The following is a 21767-nucleotide window of genomic DNA, read 5'->3' on the forward strand; positions in this document are numbered from 1 at the left end:
ACGAGCGCGACGGGTCAGACCGTCGCGACGAGCAGTTCTTCCGCGCGGTTCGGCGGCCGCAGGCCGTCCGTACGATCGGCGAAATAACGGCGCGTCAGCTCGGCGGCCGACACGTGTTCGGCCTTCGCGAAGCCGGCCTCCAGTGCAAGCGCCTGGATCTCGTCCGGCATGAAGAAGCTGATGAACGGCGTGCCGCTCGCCCGCGCGCCCTTCGCGGCCATTTCCATCCCCGGGCGCACGTCCGGACGGAGGTGGCCGACTCGGGCGCGGCCCGTGTCCGGGCGCCCATCGGGGTTTCGTGCGTCCGCGTTACCTCGCGGGACGCGCCGCGAGCCGCGCGAACAGCGCGTCGAGATCGAATCCCGCCGTATTGATGCCGATCGTGTCGCGCAGGCACGCCGCCCAGTCGGCTGCATTGTCGAACGTGATCGTGCGCCCGGCCCCCGCCGCGTCGCGCAGCGTCAGCACGGTGTTGAGCAGCGCCGCGCGGCCGTCCGGCAGCACGCGGCACGCGATCAGGTCGTTCACGAAGATCGATTCGGGATACGTCGACGTGAACCAGTTCGCGGCCTCGTAATCGATCCATTCGGCCGGCTTCAGCGAGAAGCGGTAGGTCGTCTGCCAGCCGTCGGGAATCTCGAACTGCATGTCGAATTCGCCGTCGACCGGCGCGGCGATCACGCGAAACGCGCCGTGCGGCGTCAATTGCCGCTCGCCCGGCACGAAGCGCAGCGGCGCGGTCAGCGTCGCGCTGCCGAAGCCGATGTCCGCGAGCCACGCCGCGCCGTCGAGGTCGATGCGCAGCAGCATGTGCGTCTGCGCGGTGACGATCTCGGGCGGCCGCATCCAGCGCACGCGCGCGATCAGCGGCGTCACGCGAAAACCGATCGTCGTGAGCGCGGTGTAGAACAGCTTGTTGAGTTCGAAGCAGTAGCCGCCGCGGCGGCGTTCGATCACCTTGTCGACGATCGTGGGCAGGTCGAGCGCGACGCGCGCGCCGGTCAGCGGATTGAGGTTTTCGAACGGAATCGCCTGCGGATGCAGCAGATGCAGCCGGCGCAGCACGTCGAGCGTCGGCTCGGCCGGGCCGTCGTAGCCGATGCGGGAGAAATAGCGCGAGAGGTCGAACGAGTCAGTCATGAACCGGCACCGATAACAGGGACCCGTCACGATAGCATCGCGCGAAATCCCCATGTTGTGCGGGACCATGGTTCGTCGCAGGCGTGCGCGATGCCGGCCACGCATCGCGCACGCCTGCGCCCCGCGTTACGGCAGCAGCTTCAGCGCGGACGACGCAACCGACGGCACCGAAATACCCTGGCTCGTCGCGAACTGCACGGCCTGGCCGAGCGTCGCGGCAAGCGACTGCAACTGGCCCGGCGCGCTTTGCGCGATATACGACGCGGCCTGCATGTTCTGCGGATTCAGGCCCGATTGCAGCAGCGACGCGGCGCTCGTCGAGCCGAGATTGCCGAGCCCCGATTGCAGTTGCGAATACTGCGTGAGCCCCTGCCCCAGCGACGCGAGGCCGTTGCTGAACGCCTGCTTGTCGATCGGGCCGTGCGTGGCGCCGCCGCTCGCGAACGCCTGGCCGAGCGCCTGCGACACCGATTGCTGCGCGCCGCCCATCTGCGACAGCGTGGCCGGCGACAGCGCATCGCCGCCGGACAACTGGCTCGCGGCCTGCTGCGCCTGCCCGGCCGCCCCCGTCAGCCCCATCGCCGACGCGAGCGACGACTGGCCGTTCAGCACCTGCTGGTTCGCACCGACATAGGCCTGCAGCAACTGCGCGACACCGCCCTGCGCAGGCGCCGCCTGCTGCTGCCCGCCGCCGAGCAGCGACGCGCCGATCGACTGCAGGTCGAGCTGCGCGTGTGCGGCGCCGCTCACCAGGATGCCGAACGCGATACCTGCCGAGGCCAGATGCCGGCCCGTCGCGCGAATGTGCTTCATGTGTTTCCCTCGTGCCCGAATTGTCGAGGCGATATTGTCGAAGCGCGTCGCGCACCGCCGCAACGACTGAAACACCTCGAAACGAAATCGGGCCGCGCCGCCGCTTGCAATTCGGCGGCCGACGGGCCCCGTCGCGCAGATTCGCGTGCGTTTGCCGCGCGATGCCGCGCACGTACCGCGATTCTTTCTCCGGTTGCATCAATGGATGCCGGTTCCTGCCCGCGCCGGCGACGCGACGAAACGCATCCGCCGGCGCGCTTCGCGTCGAGCGATACAAAACGAAACGGGCAGCGCGTCGCTGCCCGTTTCGTCATCCGGCCGCTACCGGCTGCTACCGACTGCCTGCCGGCGACGCCGTTACGCTGCCATCCACGCCGGCACCCGCCGGGCCACCCAGTCGGCCGCCCGCTCATAGCCGCGCGCAAGCTGCAGCACGGCGAGATCGGCGCGCGGGCGCCCGATCAATTGCATCCCCATCGGCAACCCCGCGTCGTTGAAACCGACCGGCACGTTGATCACCGGGCAGCCGGCCAGCGTCCACGGCACGACCGTTTCCATCCAGCGGTGATACGTGTCCATCGCGCGGCCCGCGATCTCCTTCGGCCAGCGCTGGTCGACGTCGAACGGGAACACCTGCGCGGTCGGCGCCGCGATGAAGTCGTAACGGTCGAAGAAGCTCAACACCGCCTGATGCCACGCGGTCCGTTCGACGCTCGCGTCGAACACGGCCGCGCCCTGCATCGCGAGCAAGCCTTCGACCTCGTAGATCGCCTCGGGCTTCAGCAGCGCGCGGCGCGCCGGGTCGCGATAGTGCGCGAGCAGCCCGCCGCCCGACAGCAGGTGCCGGTGCGCGAGCCACAGGCGCCAGATCCGGTCGGGCGCGAACGCCGGCAGCGCGGCATCGACGTCGCAGCCGATCTCGCGCAGCGTCGCCAGCCCGTGCTCGCACTGCGCGAGCACGCCGGCCTCGGTCGCGAGATAGCCGTTCCAGTCGCCGACCCACGCGACGCGCTTGCCGCGCAGGTCCGCGTCGAGCGGCTGCGCAAACACGGCAGGATCTTCCGCGAGCGACAGCGGATCGTTGCGGTCGTAGCCGGCCTGGATCGCGAGCAGTTGCGCGACGTCGCCGACGGTGCGGCCCATCGGCCCTTCGATGCCGAGCTGCTGCACGAACACGTCGACGCCCGGCCAGCGCGGCACGCGGCCCTGCGACGGACGGAAGCCATAGATATTGCAGAACGCGGCCGGATTACGCAGCGAACCGCCGAAATCGCTGCCGTCCGCCACCGGCAGCATCCGCGACGCGAGCGCCGCCGCCGTGCCGCCGCTGCTGCCGCCCGCGCTCTTCGTCAGGTCGTACGGGTTGCGCGTCGCGCCGTAGACCTCGTTGAACGTGTGCGAACCGAGCCCGAACTCGGGCGTATTGGTCTTGCCGATGAAGATCGCGCCGGCCGCGCGCATCCGCGCGACGCCGACGGAATCGGCCTGCGGCACGTTCTCGCGGAAGATCGGCGAGCCGTAGGTCGTCCGCAGCCCGTTCGTCATCGCCAGATCCTTCGGCGCCTGCGGCATCCCGTGCAGCCAGCCGCGGTACTCGCCGCGCGCCAGCTCCGCATCCTTTTCCGCGGCTTCGGCCAGCAGCGCATCGCGGTCGCGCAGCGCGACGATCGCGTTGACCGCGCCGTTCACGCGCTCGATGTGATCGAGATACGCACGCATCGTCTCGACGCACGAAACCGCCTTGCTGCGGATCGCCGACGCGAGCTCGCCGGCCGACAGGCGCACGATCGGATCGACGGAAATGGAAGCGGGAGCGAGAAACTGCGGGGCGCCGTGCGGCATGCGGGGTCTCCTGGGAAGCGGTATCGGATGGCGCGCCGCCGGGTGGCGGCCGACGCTCTACTCTACGCGACGCCATCCGGGCGACCTCCGATATTTTGCGGCGCAATTCATTGCGGATCCGACTGAATCGCGATGGTGCGGACAGCCGGCGACGACCGGGCCGGGCCGGCGCCGCCGCTCGCTGCCGTTTATGCGCATAAACTTAAATTTCTTATATTTTTAGTCGGTACGTCACAGAACCAGACCCGCGCACGTTAACGACATTTTTATGCGGCCGGCCGATCTCTTTAGATCGTTTCGTCCGGCCGCCCGCTACGCTGGAAGCACTTCGTTTCCGGGTTTATCGTCCATGCTCAAGCTGCTGGTTCCGGTCGGCCATTCGCCGCGCTCGCTTCAGGCCGTCCGGCACGCGACGTTTCTGTATCGCGAGCGCTGCGCATCGGAGATCGTGCTGATCAACGTGCAGGCGCCGCTGGAATCGACGCGGCTCGAGGCCTATCACCCGCTGTCGCGGTTGCGCGCGATCGAGACACGATTCGCGGAGGACGATCTCGCGATGGCCGAGCGGATCCTGCGCGATGCGGACGTGAAGTTCAGCGTCGTGATGAAGGTCGGGCCGGTGGCCGATACGATCGCGGCCGCGGCGGCCGAAACCGGGTGCGACGAGATCGTCGTGGCCGGGCCGAGACGCGATCCGCTGCACGCATTGATGTCGGTGTTCCGGCGCAGCGTGATGGCCCGGCTGGTGCGGATTTCGAATGTGCCGGTGACAGCGGTGCAATGACCGGCACGGCACGTCGCGCGTGCGCACCGGGCGCACGCTGTCGCGCAGCGCTTAGTCGATGACCTTGCGCCAGAACACGAAATAGGCGGCCGCCGAAGAAGCCAGCAGCAGGATGGCCCACATCGGGGCAAGGCTGATCAGGACGGAAGAGACGTTCAACATTTGGATTCCTCACTATTTCGACAGCGATATTCAACACCTGCCTGCTTGCCGGACCCGGTGCGTTGACCCGCATCCCGCCCCGTCAAATCATGCATTCATGCTATCGCCTTGAACGGCCGCGCGACCGCCGCCGCCCGCCCGCACCCTGACATTCGTCAAACTCGCGCGCATTGCCCGCCCGTCGAGCGGGGACGGAAAAACAGGACAGGATCGTCCTGCCCGCCACGGCTTTCAGCAGACGTTTACCGGGGGAAGCCCCAAGTGCTTCGTCGAACGTGTCCGCGTTACGCTTGAGCAACGAGGAGACGAACCATGAGACGAGCCGTACATATCGCTGTTTTCGCCCTGCTGGCCTATCTCATCGGCGATCGCGCGATCCTGCACGCGCAGGGTCGCGACGCCAGCCCGCTCGCGTGCGAGCAAGGCGCCGCGCAGGTGAAGGCCGACGCGCTCGGTCGCGGCTTCGGCGAAGCCGCCGCCGGCAGCCAGAGCGAGGCCTTCATGTCGGGCTGCCTGGTGACGGGACGGGGCAATCAAGACGTCGCGATGGCGGCCCGCTGACGCGTATCATCCGGCGGCGAGCCAGCTACGCCCGAAGTCGCAAGCACGGGCGCCGGTTCGTGTTGCCTGCCGCCACGTCCCGATCGACGTTTCGACGGACGTCACCGTCCGCCCTCCCTTCCCCGTTACGCCCGACATGACTGATCCGAACACCGCGTTGATCCAGCGCTTCTACACGGCCTTCCAGCAGCGCGACATCGACGCGATGCTCGCGTGCTATGCCGACGACATCGTGTTCAGCGATCCCGCGTTCGGCGAACTGCGCGGCGAGCTCGCGCGCGACATGTGGCGGATGCTGGTCGCGCGGGCCCAGGAGTTCTCGCTGACGTTCGGCGAAGTCGCCGCGGACGAGCAGGCCGGTCGTGCGACGTGGAGCGCGCACTACCGGTTCGCCGCGACCGGACGAAGGGTGGTCAACCGGATCGATGCGCGCTTCCGGTTTCGCGACGGACGCATCGTCGAGCATCGCGACCATTTCGACCTGTGGCGCTGGGCGCGTCAGGCACTCGGGATGAAAGGCGCGCTGCTGGGCTGGACGCCGTTCATGCAGCGCGCGATCCGCGCGCAGGCCCGGAAAAATCTCGACGCGTATCGCGCCAAACGCAAATAAGCCGCGCGCCGCGGCACCCCCTCTACGGGTTCATCGTCGCGTCGATCAGATCGTAGGCCCTCTCCGGCAACACACCGTCCGGATTCTCTAGGCCGTTCTGGCGATACCCGTTTTCATCGACCTCCGGATGCGGGCCGGCGCGGCCGACGCGCCCCTTGCCGTCACGGTACGTGACGGCCGCGATGCCCTTGTTCGGATAGGTCGCCGGCACGACCCCGCCGGCGCCGGCCGGCGCGGCCGGCAGCATCGCGCCCCTGTGTACCATTTCCTGCGGGCTTGTGCAGATATGTGCGACGCCTGCCGCCTGAACCGACACCCTGCATCCGCGCGCCGCGCCATGCCCGACAAGGCCGGTTCCTCCATCCCGCCGCGCCTTCCGTCTTTCGCGCCATCAACTCTTATATAAGACATAAGACATTTGACGTTCCACACCATTGAGATTAGAATCCCGCTCAAAGCAGTGCCTGGAATAGCCCCGGAGTGCCGGCAAGGCCTTCCCCTCAAACGCAATATCAGCAGGTCTCCCCATGCTTGAAAACTTTCGTGCTCACGTGGCCGCCCGCGCCGCGCTCGGTATTCCTCCCCTGCCGCTGACGGCTCAGCAAACCGCCGAACTGGTGGAACTGCTGGCGAACCCGCCCGCCGGCGAAGAGCAGACGCTGCTCGACCTGATCACCTACCGCGTGCCTGCCGGCGTCGACGAAGCCGCCCGCGTGAAGGCCGGCTTCCTGGCCGCCGTCGCGAAGGGCGAGACCGCCTGCCCGCTGATCTCGCGCGAACGCGCGACCGAACTGCTCGGCACGATGCTCGGCGGCTACAACATCCAGCCGCTGATCGAGCTGCTGTCCGACGAAGCCGTCGCCGCGGTCGCCGCCGACGCGCTGAAGAAAACCCTGCTGATGTTCGACCAGTTCCATGACGTGAAGGAACTCGCCGACAAGGGCAACGCGCACGCGAAGGCCGTGCTGCAGAGCTGGGCCGATGCCGAATGGTTCACGAGCCGTCCGGAAGTGCCGCAAAGCCTGACCATCACCGTGTTCAAGGTCACGGGCGAAACCAACACCGACGACCTGTCGCCGGCGCCGGACGCCACCACCCGCCCGGACATCCCGATGCACGCGCTGGCGATGCTGAAGAACGCACGCCCGGGCATCACGCCGGAAGAAGACGGCAAGCGCGGCCCGGTCAAGTTCATCGAATCGCTGAAGGAAAAGGGCCACCTGGTCGCCTACGTGGGCGACGTGGTCGGCACCGGCTCCTCGCGCAAGTCGGCCACCAACTCGGTGCTGTGGTTCACCGGCGAAGACATCCCGTTCGTCCCGAACAAGCGCTTCGGCGGCGTGTGCCTCGGCGGCAAGATCGCCCCGATCTTCTACAACACGATGGAAGACGCCGGCGCGCTGCCGATCGAGCTCGACGTGTCGCAGATGGAAATGGGCGACGTGGTCGAACTGCGCCCGTACGAAGGCAAGGCGCTGAAGGACGGCAAGGTCATCGCCGAATTCCAGGTGAAGTCCGACGTGCTGTTCGACGAAGTGCGCGCCGGCGGCCGCATTCCGCTGATCATCGGCCGCGGCCTGACCGCGAAGGCGCGTGAAGCGCTCGGCCTCGCGCCGTCGACGCTGTTCCGCCTGCCGCACCAGCCGGCCGACAGCGGCAAGGGCTTCTCGCTCGCGCAGAAGATGGTCGGCCGCGCCTGCGGTCTGCCGGAAGGCCAGGGCGTGCGCCCGGGCACGTACTGCGAACCGAAGATGACCTCGGTCGGCTCGCAGGACACCACCGGCCCGATGACCCGCGACGAACTGAAGGACCTCGCGTGCCTCGGCTTCTCGGCCGACCTCGTGATGCAGTCGTTCTGCCACACCGCCGCGTATCCGAAGCCGGTCGACGTGAAGACGCACCAGACGCTGCCGAACTTCATCAGCACCCGTGGCGGCATCGCGCTGCGCCCGGGCGACGGCGTGATCCACTCGTGGCTGAACCGCATGCTGCTGCCCGACACCGTCGGCACCGGCGGCGATTCGCACACGCGCTTCCCGATCGGCATCAGCTTCCCGGCAGGCTCGGGCCTGGTCGCGTTCGCGGCCGCCACCGGCACGATGCCGCTGGACATGCCGGAATCGGTGCTGGTCCGCTTCAAGGGCAAGATGCAGCCGGGCGTCACGCTGCGTGACCTCGTCAACGCGATTCCGCTGTACGCGATCAAGCAAGGCATGCTGACGGTCGCCAAGCAGGGCAAGAAGAACATCTTCTCGGGCCGCATTCTCGAAATCGAAGGCCTGCCCGACCTGAAGGTCGAGCAAGCGTTCGAGCTGTCGGATGCGTCGGCCGAGCGTTCGGCAGCCGGTTGCACGGTGCACCTGAACAAGGAACCGATCATCGAATACCTGAACAGCAACGTCACGCTGCTCAAGTGGATGATCGCGCAGGGCTACCAGGATCCGCGCAGCCTGCAGCGCCGCATCGCGGCGATGGAACAGTGGCTGGCCGACCCGCAACTGCTGTCGCCGGATGCCGACGCCGAATACGCGGCCGTCATCGAGATCGACCTCGCCGATATCCACGAGCCGATCGTCGCCTGCCCGAACGACCCGGACGACGTGAAGACGCTGTCGGACGTCGCCGGTGCGAAGATCGACGAAGTGTTCATCGGCTCGTGCATGACCAACATCGGCCACTTCCGTGCCGCGTCGAAGCTGCTGGAAGGCAAGCGCGACATTCCGGTCAAGCTGTGGGTCGCGCCGCCGACCAAGATGGACCAGAAGCAGCTGACGGAAGAAGGTCACTACGGCGTGTTCGGCACGGCTGGCGCCCGCACCGAAATGCCGGGCTGCTCGCTGTGCATGGGTAACCAGGCACAGGTGCGCGAAGGCGCGACGGTGATGTCGACGTCGACCCGCAACTTCCCGAACCGCCTCGGCAAGAACACGAACGTGTATCTCGGCTCGGCGGAACTGGCGGCGATCTGCTCGCGTCTGGGCAAGATCCCGACCAAGGACGAGTACATGGCCGACATGGGCGTGCTCACCGCCAACGGCGACAAGATCTACCAATACATGAACTTCGACCAGATCGAGGATTTCAAGGAAGTGGCCGACACCGTGCAGATGTAAGCACGCAGTCGGGCTGCGGCGGGTGGTCGACGTCGCAGCGCACTGAAAGGCGCCGCGGGCCGAAAGGCCGCGGCGCTTTTTTTCATGCGTTCGCGAACGGAAGCGCCCGCCCGGTCAGTCGTACAGCGCGTGTAGCCGCTCGACCACGTCGAACGGCAAGCCTTCGTCATACCCGTCCGCTTCGTCGAGATCGACGTACTCGCGGCCGTCGGTCGGCTGCAGCATCAGTGCCGGCACGGGCCGCGCGACCGGTACGTCCGGATAATCGTTCGGCCCCGCGCCATCGAAGTCATGCGGATCGAACCAGATTCCGTGATTGGCGTAATAGCCATCGGCGTAACGTTGCTCGATTTCGCGAAGCAACCGGAACGTATCGAGTTGATACGACGCGTCGCCCAGATCGCTTTCGTTCGCATACTGCACGAACCACGCGGCGCCGAGATTCCAGTAGATCAGCAGCGCGGTCGCGCGATCGACGTTGCGGTTGTCGAGCAGCCAGCGCAACGCGCGGCCGTTGCCGTCGTAATTGGAACGTGCGGCGAACCGGTGCCACTGCTCGGGCGTCGCGCCTTCGAGCCAGGCCCGGACGATGTCCCACGCCTTCTGTTCGATTTCAGAGTCGTCCATGGATTGCGTCTTGCGGAATGAGCGGTAACGGGAAGGTCTTCGATGACCGGCGATTCTAGCGCCGCTACGCGACACTCATGCGACGTCGCCGCCCGGCTCGCGACGGATCACCAGTTCGTTGAAGCCGGTGCCTGCATCGGGTTCGCGCGAGAAACGATGCGCGGGCAGCAGCGCGAGCAGGATCTCGGCCGTCGTGCGCACCACGCAGCCGCTCGCGACATGGCCGCCCGTCACGCGGCCGGCTGCATCCGAGATCGACATATGCAGATGCGCGCCGTCCGGCGACACCGAGCCGGCCAGCGTCAGGATTTCGAGGTCGCCGCGCAGCTCGGTCGGCTGGTCGACGCCGGCGAAGCGCAACTGCGCGACGCTCAGGCTGCCGATGCCCTGGATCACGAAGGCCGCGTGCAAATCGTGGCGACGCAACGCTGCTTCGATCGCGCCGCGCAGATCGTCGCCGGGGGAAAGACGCAGAGGATGAGCTTGCATGGTCGAGAACCTGTTGATCGATCGTGGTGTCGACCAAGCGTACGTTCACTCGGCGAATCCGGCAAGTCGGCCACTTACGCGCCGCGATCGCTCGCCAGCAACCCGTACAGCGCGCTGTCCGACACTTCGTCGCCGACGATCCAGCGTTCGCGCAGCAGCCCTTCCCGCACGAAGCCGAGCCGTTCGAGCAGCCGCGCCGACGCGGCGTTGCGCGGATCGATATCGGCCTCGATCCGGTTCAGCCGCAGCGTGCCGAATGCATGCTCGATCACGGCCGACGCCGCTTCGCGCATGTATCCGCCGCGCCAGAACGTGCGCCGCAGGCTGAAGCCGATCTCGGCGCGCCGGCACTGCTCGTTCGCGTGGAACAGCGAGCACTCGCCGAGCGCTTCACCGGTTTCCCGCAGTTCGAGCACGCAGATCAGGCCCTGCCCGCTCGCGGACGTCTTCAGGTTGCGCGCGACGCGCTCCGCCGCCTGCTCGATCTGCGTCATCGGCGAGAATGAGAAATAGCGCATCGCTTCCGCATCCGACCAGATCTCGAAGAACGCCTGCGCATCTGCTTCGCGAAGCGGGCGCAGGACGAGGCGGGAGGTAGTCAGCGTGACGGGTTCGAACAGGGGCATGGCAATCGTCTGACGAAATCGGGATCGTGAATTAGAACACGTGAGCCGTGCGACAACAATCGCGCGACCACTCGGCACCCTGCACGCCACTGCGGGAGTGCCCCGAAACAAAAAGACCCGGCGCACATCGCCCGGGCCTTTCCGTTCACTTCATCCACCGCTGCGGAATACGCTTACGCCTCGAGCGCTTCCAGCACCTTCCCCTTCGTCTCGATCCCGACGAAGTGCACGGTCAGCGCCGCGATCAGCGGCACGATGCCGATCAGGTAGAACGCCGGCGCGAGATTCCCGCCGATGATCGCGTGCGGGACGATCATCGGCGCGGCGAACGACGCGATCTTCAGCCACGCGCTGCCGAGCCCGCAGCCGGACGCGCGGATGCTCGTCGGATACTGTTCCGGCGTGTAGACGTACGCGGTAATGAAACCCGATGCCATCAGCCCGAGCGACAGCGAGCAGAAGATCGCGACCACATACACCGACGACGCGTGATAGATGCCGGCGAGCGCCAGCGACAACGCGCACAGCACGAACGACCACACGATCACCGGCTTGCGGCCGAGCTTGTCGACCAGCAGCGCGGAGGCCAGCGACCCGAGCACGCCCATCACCGAGCCGATCACCGCGAGGTTCAGCGCGAGCTGCAGCGGCGCGTGATAGAAGTTCTTGTAGATCGTCGGCAGCCACGTCGACAGCCCGTACTGGATGAATCCGCAGGTCGCCCACAGCGTCGCCACCGCGAGCGTGCGCTTGCGGTACGCGGCGCTGAACAGGTCGCTCATCCGGCGCTTCGGATGCTGGCGCACCATCTCGTCGAACGCGGCCACCTGCGTGACCGGCGGCAGCTCGCCGCGCACCGACCCTTCGAACACGCCGACCGCGCGCCCGGCTTCCGCGAACCGACCACGCGACGCGAGCCAGCGCGGCGATTCCGGCACGAGGCGCGTGAGCACGAGCGACAGGATCAGCGGCAGCCCGCCGACGAAGTACATGATCTCCCAGCCGAAGCGCGGCACGAGCCACGCGCCGAGCGCCATCGACACGAGCAGGCCGATCGGGAACACGATCTCGTACAGCAGCACGAAGCGGCCGCGGCCATGTGCGCGCGTGATCTCGTTGATGTACGTCGCGGCAACCGGTAACTCGCCGCCGAGCCCGAGCCCCTGCAGGATCCGCAGCAGCACGAACACCTCGAACGTCGGCGCGAACCCGCACGCGATGCTCGTGATGCCGATCACCGCCGAACTCCACGCGATCGCCTTCACGCGGCCATGCTTTTCCGCGAGCGCGGGAAACAGGAACGCGCCGATCAGCTGGCCGATCGCGCCGGACGCGATCAGCATGCCGATCTGTGTCGGCGACAGCCCCCATTTGTGAATCAGCAGCGGCAGCGTCGCCGCGATCGTGATCACGTCGAAGCCGTCGAAGAACGTCGCGGTGCCGATCAGCACGCGTGCGCGGATCTGCATCGCGTTGGCCGGAAGCCGCTCGAGCCGCGCGATGATCGCGCCGGGCGTGGAGGCGGCAGCTTCCATCGTGGCCCTGCCGGCCACGACGTTGTCGAAAGTGCTCATGCGGGGTGTCTCCTGGATCTCTTTCCGGTTGGGCCGGTCAGGCAAGCGCTCGGGTCGTGTCTGCCAGGGCTTCCGTATCCACTGCCCGGCCCTGGTTCATCCACTTGCGCGCGAGCTTCAGCTCGCGTGCGTTGTTGACGGCGATGACACCTCTCACATGCCCATCGCCCAAGAAAAACAGCGTCGCGCGGCGCGCGGCGAGATCGCCGCGCACGACGAGCTGCGCATCGGCCGGCAGATCACCGAGGATCTGCAGGTTCACGTCGTATTGATCGGACCAGAACCATGGAATCTCCGCGTACGGTGCGCGCACGCCGAGCACGGCTTTCGCCGCCGCGATCGCCTGGTTCTGCGCGTTCGCCCACGATTCGAGCCGCACGCGCCGCTTCAGCCAGCCGTTGTGATGGTTCGCGACGTCGCCGCACGCGAAGATCGCCGGGTCGCTGGTCGCGCCGTATTCGTCGACGACGATGCCGTCGTCGAGCGCCAGCCCCGCATCGCTCGCGAGCGACGCGTTCAGCGCGAGACCGATGCCGGCCACCGCGAAATCGGCGTCGATCGTCGTGCCGTCGGCGAGCGTCGCGCGCACCTTCGACGCGTCGTTCGGCTGCGGGTCGAGCGACGCGAGCGCCGCGCCCGTCCGCACGTCGACACCGTTCGAACGATGCAGGTCGAGCAGGAAGTCGGACACGATCTGCGGCACCGAGCGGCCGCACAGCCGCGGTGCGCCTTCGACCACGACGGCTTCGACGCCGAGCTTGCGCGCGGTCGCCGCGACCTCGAGGCCGATCCAGCCGCCGCCGATCACGAGCACGCGCCGGCTCGCGCGCAGCTTCTCGCCGAGCGCGGCCGCTTCGTCGAGCGTGCGCAGGTAATGCAGGTTCGGCGTGTTGACGATCGCATCGGGCAAGCGGCGCGACGTGCCGCCGGTCGCGATCACGAGCCGGTCGTATTCGATCTGGCGGCCGCTTTCGGTTTTCACCACGCGGCGTGCGCGATCGATCGAGGCCGCGCGTTCCGGCTGCCACGCTTCGACGTTCAGCGCGTCGAATTCGTCGGAGCGCACGACGCGCACGGTTTCGATGTCGGCGTCGCCAGCCAGCACGGCCTTCGACAGCGGCGGGCGCTCGTACGGCAGGTGCGGCTCGTCGGCGATCATCACGAGGCGGCCCGCGAAACCTTCCGCGCGCAACGTCTTCAGCACCCAGCCAGCGGCCTGGCCGCCGCCGATCACGACGACCGTGCTCGGCGCGGGTTGCGCGGGCGTATTCGCTTCGGTCATGATTTCCGCTCCGTCATGAACTTGCCTTCCGGCGCCTTCGCGTTCTTCTGCCGGCGCGTATTGCCGTCGAGGCCGCCGTCGACGGCCCACTCGGCGAACACGGTCGGGCCCGGCTCGAATTCGCGCGGCTGCCATTCGGGCGTCAGCACGTCTTCATCCGCGTAGTACTCGATCAGCGCGCCGGCCGGATTCTGGAAGTACCAGAAGTACGCGGACGACACCGGGTGACGCCCCGGGCCGAGCTGCGTTTCCCAGCCGCAGCGGTCGATGTGCATGCCGCCGCCGAACACTTCGTGGATGTCGCGCACGGTGAACGCGACGTGGTTCAGGCCGCGTTTGCCATTCGGCAGCGCGAGCAGGAACAGGTCGTGATGGCCGCCGTGCGGCGCGCAACGCATGAACGCACCGCGGCCCGGATAACGGTCTGACGTCTCGAAGCCGAGCAGCGCGTGATAGAACTTTTCCTGCGCGTCGAGGCAGTTCGTGAAGAACACGACATGCCCGACCTCGACCGGCTCCGCACGTGCATAGATCGGGCTCGGCTGGTCGACGCGCAGCGTCTGGCCCCACACGTTCGACGGCGAGCCGGTGATGTCGAGTGCGCGCTTGCGCGTCACTTCGATGCGAATCGCCATCCCGTTCGGATCGATGCAGCCGACCGCATCGTCCTGCGCGTAATAGCCGGGCTGGCCGGCCAGCTTCGTGCGCAGCGCGTCGAGTTCGCCCTGCGTCGCGACGCCCCACGTGACTTCCCGCAGCGTCGGGCCCGCTTCGAATGCGGGCGGCAGCGACGGATCGTCGGCTTTCACGACCAGCACGGTGCAACCGTTCAGCGTCTCGAAACGCGCACGCGTGTCGTCGTGCGCGACTTCCTTCATCCCCCAGTCGGCGAAAAAGCGCCGGCAGGTGGCGAGATCGTCGACACCGTACGTGATCTGCTCGATTCCCAAGATGCTCATTGCGTCATTCCCCTTCGCTCAGTTCGCCCACGGCAGCGGCGCGTCGTTCAAGCCCCAGTAGAGGCTCTTTTGCTGCATGTACTCGCGGATGCCGAGACGCCCCTTCTCGCGCCCCATCCCGCTCTCCTTCCAGCCCGAGAACGGCGTGGAGATCGAGAACAGCTTGTACGTGTTGATCCAGACGGTGCCCGTCTCGAGCGCGCGCGCGATGCGCCACGCGCGCTTGTAGTCGCGCGTCCAGATGCCGGCGGCGAGACCGAACACGCTGTCGTTCGCCTGCGCGATCAGCGACGCTTCGTCGTCGAACGGCATCGCGACCAGCACCGGCCCGAAGATTTCTTCCTGACAGATACGCGCACTGTTCGGCAAGCCTTCGAGGATCGTCGGCTGATAGAAGAAACCGTCCTCGCGCCCGTCGCCCGACGGCCGCTCGCCGCCGCACAACAGGCGGCCGCCTTCTTCCAGCCCGAGCGCGACGTAGCGTTCGACCGACTCGCGATGCTTCGCGGTGATCAGCGGGCCCATCTGCGTGTCGGGCCGCGTCGGGTCGCCCACGCGCAGCTTGCGGGCGCCGGCCACCAGCCGCTGCATGAATGCGTCGTACACCGCGCGCTGCACGAACAGCCGCGAACCGGCGATGCATGCTTCGCCCGACGAGCTGAAGATGCCGTACAGCACGCCGTTGACCGCGTGATCGAGATCGGCGTCGTCGCACACGATCGTCGGCGACTTGCCGCCGAGTTCGAGCGACACGGGCATCAGCTTCTCGGCCGCGATGCGGGCGATGCCGCGGCCCACTTCGGTGCCGCCCGTGAACGACACCTTCTTCACCAGCGGATGACGCACCAGCACGTCGCCGATCACCGAGCCCTTGCCCGGCAGCACGCTCAACACGCCCTTCGGCACGCCGGCTTCCTCGCAGATGCGCGCCAGCGCGAGCGACACGAGCGGCGTGACTTCGGCCGGCTTGAGCACCACCGCGTTGCCGCCGGCCAGCGCCGGCGCAAGCTTCTGCGCATCGGATGCGATCGGCGAATTCCACGGCGTGATCGCCGCGATCACGCCAATCGGCTCGTACACGCTCATCGTCAGGTAGTCGCCACGCGACGGCGTCAGCTCTTCGTCGAGCGTTTCGAGGCACGCCGCGAAATAGCGGAACGTGTTGGCCGCGCTGGCCACCAGCACGCGCGTCTCGCCGATCGGCTTGCCGTTGTCGCGGCGCTGCAGGTTGGCGAGCGCCTCATGGCGCTGCATGATCAGGTCGGCGATGCGGTACAGCACCTGCGAACGCTGGTGCGGCTTCAGGCCGGCCCAGTCGGCGCGGCGCCACGCGGCATCGGCCGCCACGACGGCGTCTGCCGCGTCTTCCGCGCTCGCCGTCGACACTTCCATGTTCACCGACTGGTCGGCCGGATAGATGCTCGTGTAAGGCGCGCCACGGCCGCGCCGCCACTCGCCGCCGATCAGGATGTTGCCGTCGGGTACGAGGCTCGTATCGAAAGGAGTCATGTCACAAGTCCCACAAATCTGTCTCTGCACATCCGCCCTCGCCGTGGCGCGGTCGGACGCTCGATGGTCCGGTCAGATCACGCAGCAGGCCGCGCGGTTGCGCAGCGCGCGGATCGCGCTGTACGCCGTCAGCGCGGACGTCTTCGGGTTGTCGGGCAGCGGCTTGCCGCTCATTTCCAGCGACATCTCGCCGAATGCGCCACGCGCGGTGATGCGGTGCACGTTACGCTCGACCGCCGGATCGGCGATCAGGCGCACGTGCGTCGCGTCGAGGCCGAGGCCCGCGAGCGCAACCGTCGCCGCGACGTTCGCGTTCTTCGGGTACAGCCGCGCGGCGTCGCGCGCGGTGCCTTCGAAGATCACCTTTTCCTCGGTCATCGCGCGCAGGTCGCACTGCTCCTCGGCCGGCGTGCCGAGCCAGCCGAGCGGCGGCTTGCGGCCGACGTACAGCACTTCGTCGAGGCCGCCCTGCTTCGCGGACGCCAGCGCGTCGATGCCGCCGATCGCGCCGGACAGCAACGTCACCGTCGTGCCGCCCTCATCGGCCGCTTGCGACAGCATGTCGAGCAGCACGAGATCGGACAGCGCGCCGATCGACGCGACCGCGCAGTCGGTGCCGGCCTTCAGCAGCGGCACGACGTGATCGACGAGCGCGCCGTGGCCCGCGCATTCGAGCGCGAACTCGGGGCGGCGGGCCAGCGCGTCGACCGACGACACGACCTCCACCGCGCCGCCGAGCACGCTTTGCACCGCCGCGCGCTGGTGTTCCGGTACGATCACGTGCGCGACGCGCAGCGACGCATCGTGCTCGACCGCGCGGTACACGGCCGCGCCGATCGCGCCGAAGCCGATCATCGCGACGTCGATGGGGGCGTGCGTGTTACGCATACTGGCGCTCCGTCGGCGCTTCCTTCTTCACCGGCGGGCCCGCGAATGCCGACGCGAACGAGCCGACCGACAGCATGTCGACCTCGACCATCACCGGCCCCTCCTTCGCGATCCCTTCGCGCACGATCGCTTCGGCCTGGTCGAGCGACGTGATCCGGTAGTGCGTGAGGCCGAAGCTCGCGCAGAACTGCGCGAAATCGGGCTGATGCAGCTGCACGAAACAGCGGCGGCCGCCGTAGTGCGCGTCCTGGATGTTGCGGATCACGCCGTAGCACTGGTCGTTCATCAGCACGATCATCACGTTCGCGTTTTCCTGCACGGCCGTCACGAGCTCGCCGACGTTGACCATCAGGCCGCCGTCGCCGACCAGGCACACCGTCTTCGCCGCCGCGCCCGCGAGCGCCGCGCCGATGCCCATCTGGATACCCTGGCCGATGCCGCCGCCGAGCGCATGCACGCCCGAGCGCGGCTCGAAGATCTTCAGCAGGCGGTTGCCCCACGTGCTGTTCGAGATCGTCACATCGCGCACCCAGTTGTAGTCGCGGCCGACGGCACCCTGCAGCGTGTCGACGAGCTTCTTGTACGGCCCGAGGCCCTTCGCCACGTCGGCCACCGCGTCCTCGCGGGCCGCCGCGAGGTCGGCGGCGAATTGCGGATCGACCGACAGGCGGCCTTCGAGACGGTCGGCCAGCTCGGCCAGCACGCGCTTCGAATCGCCATGCACGAACAGCGCGTTGCGATAGCCGCGGTTGTCGGCGAGCGCATCGGCATCGACGCGGAACAGCGGCTGCGGCAGCGCGAGCTTGTATTTCAGCGTTTCGTTGCCGCGCAGGCGCGAGCCGACCACGACGAGTGCGTCGCAGGTCTTGTAGAACGCCTCGACCGACGCGTGCACGTTGAACGCGCCGAGCGTCGCCGGATGATCCTCGGGCAGCACGCCGCGGCCCTGCACGCTCGTCACGACGCCGAAGCCGAGCTTCACCAGGCGTTCGACTTCCGCGCGGGCATGACGCGCGCCGCCGCCGAGCCACAGCAGCGGGCGGCGCTTGGCCGCGAGTGCGTCGGCGAGCTTCGCGACGCGTGCTTCGTCGTGCTCGCACACCGCGACGTGTGCCGGTGCGAGGTCTTCCGGCCATTCGATTTCGGCCGCCTGGATGTCGATCGGAATCTCGACGGACACGGGGCCCGTCGGCGCGGTCTGCGCGATGCGCACGGCTTCGCGGATCGTCGGCAGCACGGTTTCGACGGTGCGTACGCGGAACGCGGCCTTCGAGATCGAGTCGAGCATCGACAACTGGTCGGGCGCTTCGTGGATGTACGCGAGATCCTGGTCGAGGTACGGCGTCTCGATCTGCCCGGTGATGTGCAGCAGCGCGGTGCCGGCCGTCAGCGCCTCGACCATCGCGCCGGCCGCATTGCCCGCCGCCGTGCCCGTGCTCGTGAACGCGACGCCGAGGCCGCCCGACACGCGGGCCAGCCCGTCGGCCATGTTCAGCGCACCCGCTTCACCGCGTGCACCGACATACCGGATGTTGCCGCGCGAGTTGATCGCGTCGAGGATCGGCATGTTGTGGATCGAGATGACACCGAATGCGGTTTTCACGCCGCACTGCTCGAGAAAGGCGGCAATCAGCTCGCCAACCGTGGTTTTTTCAGACATGGCGTGCAAAGCCTCCAGAAACGTCGATATGGCTGCCCGTCGTGTAGGACGACAGATGGGTTGCGAGATAAAAAAGTGCCCAGGCGGCCTCGTCGGGCTTGCCGAAGCGATTCAGCGGAATGTTCTTCTTGCGGGCGAGCGCGCCCGCCCAGTCCTCCCAGCTTTCGCCGGCCTGCGCCTGCGCTTCGTAGCGGCGACGCCACTGCCCCGACTCGACGATGCCGATCAGGATCGAGTTCACGCGGATCCGCTGCGGCGCCAGTTCGGTTGCGAGCGACTTCACGAGGCTCAGCACGCCGGCACGCGCCGACGACGTCGCGACCATGTGCGGCTCCGGCTGCAGCGCGAGCAGCGAGTTCACGCAGGTGATCGTCGGCGCCTGCGCGTCGCGCAGCAGCGGCAGGAACGCGCGCGTCGGGCGGATGATGCTGAAGTACTTCAGTTCGAGCTCGTCGCGCCATGCGTCGTCGGTCGTGTCGGCGAAGGTCGACACGCGGCCCTGGCCGGCGTTGTTGACGAGCATGTCGGCGCGGCCGAAGCGGTCGGACACGGCTTGCGCGAATGCGGTCAAGTCGGCTTCGTCGAGCACGTTGCAGCGCGCGGCCAGCAGTTGTGCGCCTGCGTACTTGTCGCGCAGCATCGCTTCGGCGCGTGCGAGGCGGTCGCCGTCGCGGCCGCAGATCGCGACCGACGCGCCGGCCTGCAGGAACCGTTCGGCCGTCGCGAGGCCAATGCCGGACGAGCCGCCCGTCACCACCGCCACCTGCCCGGTCAGATCGATCTCAATCATCGGAGTCCTAACGCCTTCATAAACGTGTGCTCGTCATCCGAGCGGTAATTGAGCCGCCGCGACAATTCCGCCGCTGCGCGCTGCACCTTGTCGATCAGCCCGTCCGCGATCAGCGCCGCATCGATCTCCGGGCGCGGCACCGTCACCGTGATGCACGCGACGATCCGCTGCGTCTCGTTGCGCACCGGCGCCGTGACGACCGAGATCCCGCGCTCGAACGACGAATTGCTGACGCCGTAGCCGCGCAGCGCATCCTCGCGGATCACGTCGTACAGCGCGTCGACCGTTTCCGGCGTCGCGCTCGTCATCCGGTTCAGCGCGCCTTCCGGATACAGCGCATGCAGCTCCTTCAGCGACAGGTCGCCCATCAGCACGTGGCCGTGGGTCGTCGCATAGGCGGGCAGCCGCGTGCCGACGTTCACGCGGATCGAGCTGAACACCGGCGACTGGCTCTGCGCCTTCGCGACGAACACCACGTCGCGGCCGTCGCGGATCACGATGTGCGTCGTGAAGCCGGTCGCGTCGCGCAGGCTCTCGATCACCGGCAGGCCGAGATCGGTCAGTTCCAGCGAGCTCAGGTATTCGAAGCCGAGCCGCAGCACGGCAATGCCGAGCTTGTAGTTGCGATCCTTGTCCGCGCGCTCGAGAAAGCCGAGCGATTCGAGCGTCTGCAGCAGGCGGAACACCGTCGTGCGCGGAATGCCGAGCCGCTTCGACAACTCGGGCGCGCCGAGCACGGGCTCGCGCGGCGAGAATTCGGCGAGGATGCGCAGCCCGCGCTCGAGGCCCGGCACCACGTAGCTGGCTTCGGCCTTCGCGTTGTCTGCGTCCTGCTGTTGCAACGGTTCGCTCATACCAGCCCCCGCTGTTGATCGCATTGGCGACAGAAACTGTCGATCAGCGCGGAATAAGCGGCCGGCGCTTCCACATAACCCGCATGCCCCGCCTGCGGAATCACCTGCAGCCCGACGTGCGCGACCGCGGCGATCCGCTCGCAAGCAGCCGGCGGCGTGATCGCATCGTTCGCGCCGACCGCCACCGCCGTGCGGCCCCTAAAACCGGCGAGATCCGATGCAAGATCGGCGTTCGCGAGCAGATGCGTGGCCTGCGCATAACCGGCCGGCACGATGCGCGCCATGTTCCAGCGCACCCACGCCCGTGCCTCCTCGTTCGCGAACCCCGACAGCATGTTGCCGCTGCGCTGCTCGGCGAGCCCGGCCGGGCCGAGTTCCGCGAGCATCGCGAGCCGCGCGTCGCGGCGCGTGTCGCGCGTTTCGGCCGGTGCGCTGCCGTAGCCGCCCGCGGGCGAGATCAGCAGCAGGCCGGCAATGCGCGCGGGCATCATGCGGGCCAGCCCACCCGCGATGATCGCGCCGAGCGAATGACCGACCAGCACGCAGCGTTCGATGCCGAGTGCCTCGAGCCACGCGTTCAGCGACGCCGCGTAATCGGCGGCGGCCGGCGACGCGCCGTGCACGGGCGTCGACACGCCGTAACCGGGCGCATCCCACGCAAGCACGCGGCGCGATGCGCCGAGCGTGTCGAGCTGGCGGACCCACGATGCGGCGCCCGAGCCGATCCCGTGCAGCAGCACGACGGGCAGCGTGCGGCCCGCATGATGCGCGCCGGCTTCGCCTGCGCCAGCCTCACGGTAGCCGATCGTGCCCGCCGCGCCGGCTTCGCAACGCTGCTCGGGAAACTGCGCGAGCAGCGCGGCGAACGCCGCGGTGCGGCCGCGTTCACGTTTGTCGATGACACTCATTGCTTTACCCGCTCCGTCTCAACGCTTGATCTTCGCGAGCGGCGAATCGGGCGGATACGTCGGCGTGATCGGCTTCGACGAACCGAGCATCACGCACATCAGCGCGTCTTCCTCGCCGATGTTGATTTCCGTGCGATACACGCCCGGCGGCACCGAGATCAGGTCGCGCTCGCCGAGGATCGCTTCCCAGGTCTCGCCGTCGCGCTCGCAGATCACCTTCATCTTGCCGCGCAGCACGAAGAAGATTTCCTCGACGTCGATATGGATGTGGCTCGGGCCGATGTTGCCGGCCGGGATCACCATCGTCGAGAACGTGAAGTTGCCGGCCGGCACCGTGTTGACGTCCTTCGCGACGCCCGTGCCGCCCGTGCCGACGTAGCGCATCTGCGCACGGCGGTACTTCGGGTCGTAGTCGGCCTGGAACTTCAGCGCGTCCCAGTCGTAGCGCCGCGTCGCGTAGCGCGCGACGCGCCCTTCCATCCAGTCGCCGAAGCTTGCGTCTTCCGGCTGGTCCCACGACTTGCGTTCGAGATCTGCATCCGCCATCGTCCTCTCCTTCATTCAGAGTGAAAACTT

Annotated in this window: 21 protein-coding genes and 1 pseudogene; 4 read left to right on the top strand and 18 right to left on the bottom strand. The window is 67.7% G+C overall.

The window, feature by feature from the left end; genetic code table 11:
- Positions 1–14: 14 nt before the first annotated feature.
- The 4 genes and pseudogenes from HWW87_RS19515 to HWW87_RS19530 form a co-directional block, all read right to left on the bottom strand.
- Positions 15–245: pseudogene (locus HWW87_RS19515) on the bottom strand (SAM-dependent methyltransferase); the annotation flags it as partial.
- 64 nt (positions 246–309) lie between these two features.
- Complete coding sequence (locus HWW87_RS19520) at positions 310–1140, bottom strand: arylamine N-acetyltransferase (RefSeq protein WP_175821718.1); 831 nt, start codon at positions 1138–1140, stop codon at positions 310–312.
- 126 nt (positions 1141–1266) lie between these two features.
- Positions 1267–1953: a hypothetical protein gene (locus tag HWW87_RS19525; RefSeq protein WP_174431546.1), complete on the bottom strand. Its 687-nt coding sequence runs from the start codon at positions 1951–1953 to the stop codon at positions 1267–1269.
- A 357-nt stretch (positions 1954–2310) separates the two neighbouring features.
- Positions 2311–3795, bottom strand: a complete 1485-nt coding sequence (locus tag HWW87_RS19530) for an amidase (protein ID WP_175821719.1) — start codon at positions 3793–3795, stop codon at positions 2311–2313.
- A 349-nt stretch (positions 3796–4144) separates the two neighbouring features.
- Here HWW87_RS19530 and HWW87_RS19535 point away from each other — a divergent pair, with 349 nt between their 5' ends.
- The 3 genes from HWW87_RS19535 (at position 4145) to HWW87_RS19545 (ending at position 5912) form a co-directional block, all read left to right on the top strand.
- Positions 4145–4579, top strand: a complete 435-nt coding sequence (locus tag HWW87_RS19535; protein WP_175821720.1) for a universal stress protein — start codon at positions 4145–4147, stop codon at positions 4577–4579.
- Positions 4580–5053: 474 nt separating this feature from the next.
- A complete protein-coding gene (locus HWW87_RS19540; RefSeq protein WP_006478739.1) occupies positions 5054–5302 on the top strand; it encodes a hypothetical protein in 249 nt (82 codons plus the stop codon).
- Positions 5303–5438: 136 nt separating this feature from the next.
- Positions 5439–5912: a nuclear transport factor 2 family protein gene (locus HWW87_RS19545; protein ID WP_175821721.1), complete on the top strand. Its 474-nt coding sequence runs from the start codon at positions 5439–5441 to the stop codon at positions 5910–5912.
- A gap of 22 nt (positions 5913–5934) precedes the next feature.
- Here HWW87_RS19545 and HWW87_RS19550 read toward each other — a convergent pair whose 3' ends face one another.
- Entirely contained in the window at positions 5935–6177 is a 243-nt protein-coding gene (locus tag HWW87_RS19550) for a hypothetical protein (protein WP_244107309.1), read from the bottom strand.
- A 262-nt stretch (positions 6178–6439) separates the two neighbouring features.
- Between HWW87_RS19550 and acnB the strand changes: the two genes are divergently transcribed.
- Positions 6440–9025 carry a bifunctional aconitate hydratase 2/2-methylisocitrate dehydratase gene (gene acnB / locus HWW87_RS19555; protein WP_175821722.1) on the top strand — a complete coding sequence of 862 codons (2586 nt, stop codon included), beginning with the start codon at positions 6440–6442 and terminating at the stop codon, positions 9023–9025.
- A 114-nt stretch (positions 9026–9139) separates the two neighbouring features.
- On the opposite strand, the gene HWW87_RS19560 is transcribed toward acnB, so the two are convergent.
- The 13 genes from HWW87_RS19560 to HWW87_RS19620 form a co-directional block, all read right to left on the bottom strand.
- The gene (locus HWW87_RS19560; protein ID WP_175821723.1) at positions 9140–9652 is read right to left on the bottom strand and encodes a DUF4274 domain-containing protein; all 513 of its coding nucleotides are present in this window, start codon (positions 9650–9652) and stop codon (positions 9140–9142) included.
- 75 nt (positions 9653–9727) lie between these two features.
- Positions 9728–10141, bottom strand: coding sequence for a PPC domain-containing DNA-binding protein (locus HWW87_RS19565; RefSeq protein WP_175821724.1), 414 nt, complete (start codon positions 10139–10141; stop codon positions 9728–9730).
- Between the two features lie 74 nt (positions 10142–10215).
- Positions 10216–10767 (bottom strand): GNAT family N-acetyltransferase, encoded by a 552-nt coding sequence (locus HWW87_RS19570; RefSeq protein WP_175821725.1) that lies wholly within the window; start codon positions 10765–10767, stop codon positions 10216–10218.
- A 173-nt stretch (positions 10768–10940) separates the two neighbouring features.
- Positions 10941–12341: an MFS transporter gene (locus tag HWW87_RS19575; protein ID WP_175821726.1), complete on the bottom strand. Its 1401-nt coding sequence runs from the start codon at positions 12339–12341 to the stop codon at positions 10941–10943.
- A 37-nt stretch (positions 12342–12378) separates the two neighbouring features.
- Positions 12379–13623 (bottom strand): FAD-dependent oxidoreductase, encoded by a 1245-nt coding sequence (locus HWW87_RS19580; RefSeq protein ID WP_175821727.1) that lies wholly within the window; start codon positions 13621–13623, stop codon positions 12379–12381.
- Positions 13620–14582: a VOC family protein gene (locus tag HWW87_RS19585; RefSeq protein ID WP_174387913.1), complete on the bottom strand. Its 963-nt coding sequence runs from the start codon at positions 14580–14582 to the stop codon at positions 13620–13622. Before HWW87_RS19585 ends, HWW87_RS19580 begins: the two co-directional genes overlap by 4 nt.
- A gap of 18 nt (positions 14583–14600) precedes the next feature.
- On the bottom strand, positions 14601–16091 hold the full coding sequence (locus HWW87_RS19590) for an aldehyde dehydrogenase (RefSeq protein WP_175821728.1): 1491 nt from the start codon (positions 16089–16091) through the stop codon (positions 14601–14603).
- Positions 16092–16163: 72 nt separating this feature from the next.
- A complete protein-coding gene (locus tag HWW87_RS19595) occupies positions 16164–16979 on the bottom strand; it encodes an aspartate dehydrogenase (RefSeq protein ID WP_175821729.1) in 816 nt (271 codons plus the stop codon).
- Positions 16972–18639, bottom strand: a complete 1668-nt coding sequence (locus HWW87_RS19600) for a thiamine pyrophosphate-binding protein (protein WP_174387910.1) — start codon at positions 18637–18639, stop codon at positions 16972–16974. Before HWW87_RS19600 ends, HWW87_RS19595 begins: the two co-directional genes overlap by 8 nt.
- Positions 18632–19429, bottom strand: a complete 798-nt coding sequence (locus HWW87_RS19605) for an SDR family oxidoreductase (protein ID WP_175821730.1) — start codon at positions 19427–19429, stop codon at positions 18632–18634. Before HWW87_RS19605 ends, HWW87_RS19600 begins: the two co-directional genes overlap by 8 nt.
- Positions 19426–20283, bottom strand: coding sequence for an IclR family transcriptional regulator (locus HWW87_RS19610; RefSeq protein WP_175821731.1), 858 nt, complete (start codon positions 20281–20283; stop codon positions 19426–19428). The genes HWW87_RS19605 and HWW87_RS19610 overlap by 4 nt, the downstream gene beginning before the upstream one ends.
- Positions 20280–21191: an alpha/beta fold hydrolase gene (locus HWW87_RS19615; RefSeq protein WP_175821732.1), complete on the bottom strand. Its 912-nt coding sequence runs from the start codon at positions 21189–21191 to the stop codon at positions 20280–20282. The genes HWW87_RS19610 and HWW87_RS19615 overlap by 4 nt, the downstream gene beginning before the upstream one ends.
- A gap of 18 nt (positions 21192–21209) precedes the next feature.
- Positions 21210–21737 (bottom strand): cupin domain-containing protein, encoded by a 528-nt coding sequence (locus HWW87_RS19620; protein ID WP_031399108.1) that lies wholly within the window; start codon positions 21735–21737, stop codon positions 21210–21212.
- Positions 21738–21767: the final 30 nt, after the last annotated feature.

The organism is Burkholderia sp. BCC0419, from assembly GCF_902830285.1.
In the GTDB taxonomy this organism is placed as follows: domain Bacteria; phylum Pseudomonadota; class Gammaproteobacteria; order Burkholderiales; family Burkholderiaceae; genus Burkholderia.

Bases quoted from the DNA above. Each gene is read 5' to 3' on its own strand.
- HWW87_RS19520 (WP_175821718.1), bottom strand. From the start codon at position 1,140: ATGACTGACTCGTTCGACCTCTCGCGCTATTTCTCCCGCATCGGCTAC.
- HWW87_RS19525 (WP_174431546.1), bottom strand. From the start codon at position 1,953: ATGAAGCACATTCGCGCGACGGGCCGGCATCTGGCCTCGGCAGGTATC.
- HWW87_RS19530 (WP_175821719.1), bottom strand. From the start codon at position 3,795: ATGCCGCACGGCGCCCCGCAGTTTCTCGCTCCCGCTTCCATTTCCGTC.
- HWW87_RS19535 (WP_175821720.1), top strand. From the start codon at position 4,145: ATGCTCAAGCTGCTGGTTCCGGTCGGCCATTCGCCGCGCTCGCTTCAG.
- HWW87_RS19540 (WP_006478739.1), top strand. From the start codon at position 5,054: ATGAGACGAGCCGTACATATCGCTGTTTTCGCCCTGCTGGCCTATCTC.
- HWW87_RS19545 (WP_175821721.1), top strand. From the start codon at position 5,439: ATGACTGATCCGAACACCGCGTTGATCCAGCGCTTCTACACGGCCTTC.
- HWW87_RS19550 (WP_244107309.1), bottom strand. From the start codon at position 6,177: ATGGTACACAGGGGCGCGATGCTGCCGGCCGCGCCGGCCGGCGCCGGC.
- acnB (WP_175821722.1), top strand. From the start codon at position 6,440: ATGCTTGAAAACTTTCGTGCTCACGTGGCCGCCCGCGCCGCGCTCGGT.
- HWW87_RS19560 (WP_175821723.1), bottom strand. From the start codon at position 9,652: ATGGACGACTCTGAAATCGAACAGAAGGCGTGGGACATCGTCCGGGCC.
- HWW87_RS19565 (WP_175821724.1), bottom strand. From the start codon at position 10,141: ATGCAAGCTCATCCTCTGCGTCTTTCCCCCGGCGACGATCTGCGCGGC.
- HWW87_RS19570 (WP_175821725.1), bottom strand. From the start codon at position 10,767: ATGCCCCTGTTCGAACCCGTCACGCTGACTACCTCCCGCCTCGTCCTG.
- HWW87_RS19575 (WP_175821726.1), bottom strand. From the start codon at position 12,341: ATGAGCACTTTCGACAACGTCGTGGCCGGCAGGGCCACGATGGAAGCT.
- HWW87_RS19580 (WP_175821727.1), bottom strand. From the start codon at position 13,623: ATGACCGAAGCGAATACGCCCGCGCAACCCGCGCCGAGCACGGTCGTC.
- HWW87_RS19585 (WP_174387913.1), bottom strand. From the start codon at position 14,582: ATGAGCATCTTGGGAATCGAGCAGATCACGTACGGTGTCGACGATCTC.
- HWW87_RS19590 (WP_175821728.1), bottom strand. From the start codon at position 16,091: ATGACTCCTTTCGATACGAGCCTCGTACCCGACGGCAACATCCTGATC.
- HWW87_RS19595 (WP_175821729.1), bottom strand. From the start codon at position 16,979: ATGCGTAACACGCACGCCCCCATCGACGTCGCGATGATCGGCTTCGGC.
- HWW87_RS19600 (WP_174387910.1), bottom strand. From the start codon at position 18,639: ATGTCTGAAAAAACCACGGTTGGCGAGCTGATTGCCGCCTTTCTCGAG.
- HWW87_RS19605 (WP_175821730.1), bottom strand. From the start codon at position 19,429: ATGATTGAGATCGATCTGACCGGGCAGGTGGCGGTGGTGACGGGCGGC.
- HWW87_RS19610 (WP_175821731.1), bottom strand. From the start codon at position 20,283: ATGAGCGAACCGTTGCAACAGCAGGACGCAGACAACGCGAAGGCCGAA.
- HWW87_RS19615 (WP_175821732.1), bottom strand. From the start codon at position 21,191: ATGAGTGTCATCGACAAACGTGAACGCGGCCGCACCGCGGCGTTCGCC.
- HWW87_RS19620 (WP_031399108.1), bottom strand. From the start codon at position 21,737: ATGGCGGATGCAGATCTCGAACGCAAGTCGTGGGACCAGCCGGAAGAC.